The following is a 4,585-nucleotide window of genomic DNA, read 5'->3' on the forward strand; positions in this document are numbered from 1 at the left end:
CCCCAGCTGGTTCAAGCCGGGGAAAGGTTGCACATGGGTCAGTTCTCAGTGACAATTTTGGTGGTTGCCGGGTCAGATCTCAGCGACAATCAACATGCGGTCATCGCCCAGCTCGATCCCGGCGAAGCGCCGCATCGCGTCGCTGTCGTAGAGCATCTCTTCAGCCATCGGATCGCTCAGCGCATACCAGTTCTGGAGGACGTAGATCCGCAGCACCGTCTCCAGCGGCATCGGAGGGCGACCGCCCTTCGGTCCGGCTTTTGGATAGTGCGGCCCGATCAGCCCGTGTAGCCGGTACCATGGCACCACCACATCCATCTCCGCGAGAAACCGTTCCCGCCGTATCCGCTTCTTCTTCATCGCATGTGTCAGGCCGGGAAAGGCGGGCTGTTTCACCATCGGCGCGGCTCCTCTCAAGGTCACCGCAAGACTACCAGATCAGGCCAGAAACCGAAGGTTTTTCAGGGGTTCCTTAACGCGGTCATGTGCGGCCTCTAATCCTGAACTGGCATCACTTCGGAACTCCTCGATCTTTCATCTGCAAATTGAGTTCGGAATCCTGCGCCACGGTCTGGCGGCCAGAACTGGTTGCTCGGGTTGCCGGTTCAAGCAACTGTTGAAATGCTCAGCATATGATTCTCGAAAACGCAGACTGAGAAATCTACAAGAGCACGCCACTTGGCTTGCCCTGAAAAATGGCGTGTCATCGCGAGATAATCGAGGGAGAAGCATGGCACAGGACAAGGACAATCGCGGCAGATAGTTCAACATCCGTCCACCGCAAAACAACCAGCAGATACGATGGAACGTGGGCTACGCGATCATTGCGATTTTCGGCGTTTTTCTGTTGCAGGGCCTGATCATGGATCTGCAGCGCACCGACCAGATCCCTTTTTCAGAATTCGAGAAGCAGCTTGACGAGGGGAACATCGAGCGCGTCACCGTCGGCTCCGAAACGCTGGACGGCATCTACTCGGAGCCCGTCGATGGCAAGACCGAGTTCGTGACCCGTCGCGTGCAGGGCGATATCGTCGACCAGCTTGAGGAGGCCGGCGTCGAGTATGACGGCAAGGTCGAAACCGACTTCTGGACAGGGATGCTGTCATGGATCATTCCGCTGGGGATCTTCTTCGCGCTATGGTACTTCGTCATCCGCCGGATGATGCAGCAGGGCGGGCCGGGCGGACAGCTCATGCAGATTGGCAAGTCCAACGCCAGGGTGAGCTACGAGCAGGACACAGGCACCAGCTTCGAGGATGTCGCCGGCATCGACGAGGCGCGCGAGGAACTTGAAGAGTTGGTCGCCTTCCTGAAGAACCCGCAGGGCTACGGGCGGCTGGGTGCGAAAGTGCCCAAGGGCGTGCTGCTGGCCGGGCCGCCGGGCACAGGCAAGACGCTGGTTGCGCGCGCCATGGCCGGCGAAGCCGCCGTGCCGTTCTTCTACATCAACGGTTCGGAATTCGTACAGATGTTCGTGGGTGTCGGAGCTGCACGGGTGCGCGACCTGTTCAAGCAGGCAAACGAACACGCCCCGGCGATCATCTTCATAGACGAGCTGGACGCGCTCGGGGCCGCGCGCAACAGCCAGCCGGGCATGGCCGGCGGTGGCAATGACGAGAAAGAGCAGACGCTGCACCAGCTTCTGGTGGAGCTCGACGGGTTTGACCCGAAATCCGGCCTTCTCGTGCTGGGTGCCACAAACCGTGCCGAGATACTTGATCCCGCGCTTCTGCGCGCCGGCCGCTTCGACCGACACGTCACAGTTCCGCGGCCCGACAAGAAGGGCCGCATCGATATTCTCGGTGTGCACGCCCGCAAGGTGAAACTTGCCGATGGCGTCAATTTCGAGGCGATCGCCCGGCTTACGGCAGGATTTTCCGGCGCCGATCTGGAGAACCTCGTCAATGAGGCGGCATTGCTGGCGACCCGCCGCGAGGCCGACGCGGTCGAGCAGGTCGACTTTACCGCCGCCATTGAGCGGTTGGTCGCCGGGTCGGAGAAAAAGAACCGCCCCATGTCGGAGGAAGAGCGCGTGCGCGTTGCATATCACGAGTTGGGCCACGCCTATCTTGGGCTTGCGCTGCCCGGGGCTGATCCCGTGCAAAAGGTCTCCATCGTGCCGCGCTCCATTGGCGCGCTCGGCTACACGTTGCAGCGGCCCATCGGTGACCGGTTTCTGATGACCCGCGCGGAGCTGATCGACAAGATCACTGTCCTGCTCGGCGGGCGCGCGGCCGAGGCGGTGTTCTTCGAGGACATCTCGACCGGTGCTGCGGACGATCTGCAGAAGGTGACGCAGATGGCGCGTGCCGTGGTGGCACAGTACGGCATGACCGACACGTTGGGCCTTATAGCCTATGAAGACGGTCAGCAGACACAGGGCGGGCTGCCGCAGGCACTTCGCGGACGCGATCACGGTGACGAGACGGCGCGGCTGATCGACGAGACCGCCCGGAAAATCGTGGATGATGCCTATGACCGCGCCAAGGGCATGATCGAGACGGCGCGCAGCCGGATCGATACCGCGGCCCAGCGGCTTCTGGAAGAGGAAACGCTGAGCGAAAGCGACCTGCGCAGCCAACTCGCGCCGGAGCCTGCTACCTGATAGTGACGACTGCACGCCTATTGGCCGATTGCCGCAGAAAGGCCGCTACCTTGAAGGTCATGATCCTGTGGTGTCTCGAAAGTGGTGGAAATTCTCCGGCGGCGTCCTCCGAGCGGGTTGATTTGCGCTTGATCAAGCGGCGAGGTCAAGGGTCATGGGTTCTATCGGTTTGTCGAGGGTTTGCCATGGCGAGCACGCATTCGCGGGTCTTGCTCAACGCGCCCCAGGAGTGGTTCCACCGTCCGGTGGTGAGCGCGAAGGGGGGGTCGAAACCACGGACCATCGTCCAGGTGATGGACATGTTTTTGGACCTTGTCCCGTCATGGGTCGTCACCAGCACCACCGGCCCGGGTTCGATCAGGGTGAAAGCGCGAGGAAGCGGCAGCGGGTTCATCGGTACCTTCCTCTCGGTCATTTACAGCGTAAGCCATTGACGCTTTTACCCTACATGAAATGCTGCATGATGCACTAATGTCCGGTAAGGTGCAGGTTTCTCGGACGTCATGCGGGACGTTTGAGTAAGAGCGGGGCGTTGCCTGGCGTCGGAGAAGCGCTCAAGCGGGAAATCGCGGGGTTGGTCTTGTCGGATCGTTTGTGACTATGGGGATTTGGGGACTGCAGGTGCTTTGCATCTGACGGTGCGAGCTTGGTACGCAGGGGTTGTACGGGCAAACGCAGCACGGTGTTTGCGGAAGGATGCAATTGACCGTCTGCTTCGGTTTTCCAGGCCACGCATGCGGAGCGCCACTTGTAAGCGTTTGCGCAAGGTCCGCAATTTTGACTGGGGCGCAGCAACGTCGCGTAGCATGCTGCGCGATCCGGACGGCCATGGCGCGACTATTCTCCGTGCTTTCCTTGACTTCGGCGAGGAAGTCTCCAGAAAATGTGAGGTTGCACGACGCTGTGCGTGCATGTTCGAAGCGAGAATGCCGCAAGCGCAACGCCCACGAGCGCAGGATGCGGGTCGCATGGCAGCGTCTCGCCAAGCACCGCGCATAAGTTAAGGTGGAGGGTCGGGACAGGAGATCGGCAATGGCTTGTAAGGCGGGGCCCAGGACATGTGAGACACGCCAGAAACACATGGAAACCGGGCGCAGACGGATGATTGACATTATTTGCGCACAAAATTGACCGTTCGCACACCGCTGGCGGCCATACAAATGTAGTCCAAACGCTTCTCAGTGTCGCAAGTAATCGCAATCACGGGGGATCGCCAACGATGCCGAGGCCTTCTGATGTCCTCACCGCTCGAGCTTGGGCTTAAGAAAATGCCAGCGCCAAAGCTTACCAAAGCCGCTGTTTCCAATATCCTGTCCGCTACCGCTGACGCCGGACTGGAGGTCTCAGCAATCGACGTCAATACTGATGGATCACTGCGAATCGAATTTGGCGCTGGAAAATTGAAAGATAATGCGAACGTGGTGCAGAGCGAAAAGGTGCCGAAAAAATAGGGTGCAGAGAAATGAAATTCGAATTCGAGGGGCTCCTCAAAGACGAGACAGCGGCGCGCACGATCAGGTGGCGCGTGCGCGTAAAGGGCAACCGGGACAAGAAGATCCCGATCACCTATGGGACCGGACGAGCCGGGCTTCCACGAGCACTACCTCGCCGCGCGTGCGGGCAAGGTGTTAGAAACGAAAAAGCCGGAGCAGCCGAAGAAGGGTACGCTCGACGAGCTGTTTGACAGGTATCTCGCGTGGCTGGAGAAGCAGGTAAAGGCGGGAATCAATTCGCCCAAGACCCTCACGGGTCGCCGCACCGGACTGAAACAGGCATGCGAGACGCTTGATCCCGATGGGATCGCATGGGCTCCCTGGACGCCGATCTGCCCGAAGACACCTTCTTCCATATCCAAGATGGTTTTGGTACCTTCATAGCCGCCGCCGAGTAAGCGCCAGCTGGGCCCCACGGGCTTTTCAGCTTGACGTCTGGAAGTTCCAAGGGAGGAGTTCGTCGATCCGGTTTTTCGGATGGCCGGCG

The 4,585-nt window shown here is 60.0% G+C and carries 4 protein-coding genes and 1 pseudogene; 3 read left to right on the top strand and 2 right to left on the bottom strand.

Translation table 11 applies throughout. The features are described 5' to 3' along the window. Positions 1-108 precede the first annotated feature (108 nt). A pseudogene (locus tag V8324_RS21070) lies at positions 109-396 on the bottom strand (transposase); the annotation flags it as partial. Between the two features lie 412 nt (positions 397-808). Between V8324_RS21070 and ftsH the strand changes: the two are divergent. Then, positions 809-2,605 (top strand): ATP-dependent zinc metalloprotease FtsH, encoded by a 1,797-nt coding sequence (ftsH, locus tag V8324_RS21075; RefSeq protein ID WP_442970591.1) that lies wholly within the window; start codon positions 809-811, stop codon positions 2,603-2,605. Positions 2,606-2,750: 145 nt separating this feature from the next. On the opposite strand, the gene V8324_RS21080 is transcribed toward ftsH, so the two are convergent. Next, positions 2,751-2,999: a flavin reductase gene (locus tag V8324_RS21080; protein ID WP_336421861.1), complete on the bottom strand. Its 249-nt coding sequence runs from the start codon at positions 2,997-2,999 to the stop codon at positions 2,751-2,753. Between the two features lie 841 nt (positions 3,000-3,840). Between V8324_RS21080 and V8324_RS21085 the strand changes: the two genes are divergently transcribed. Then, positions 3,841-4,056, top strand: a complete 216-nt coding sequence (locus tag V8324_RS21085; protein ID WP_336421862.1) for a hypothetical protein — start codon at positions 3,841-3,843, stop codon at positions 4,054-4,056. A 117-nt stretch (positions 4,057-4,173) separates the two neighbouring features. Then, complete coding sequence (locus tag V8324_RS21090) at positions 4,174-4,482, top strand: hypothetical protein (protein WP_336421863.1); 309 nt, start codon at positions 4,174-4,176, stop codon at positions 4,480-4,482. The last annotated feature ends 103 nt before the right edge of the window (positions 4,483-4,585 follow it).

The sequence above is a fragment of the Roseovarius sp. D22-M7 genome, assembly GCF_037083785.1.
Lineage (GTDB): Bacteria > Pseudomonadota > Alphaproteobacteria > Rhodobacterales > Rhodobacteraceae > Roseovarius.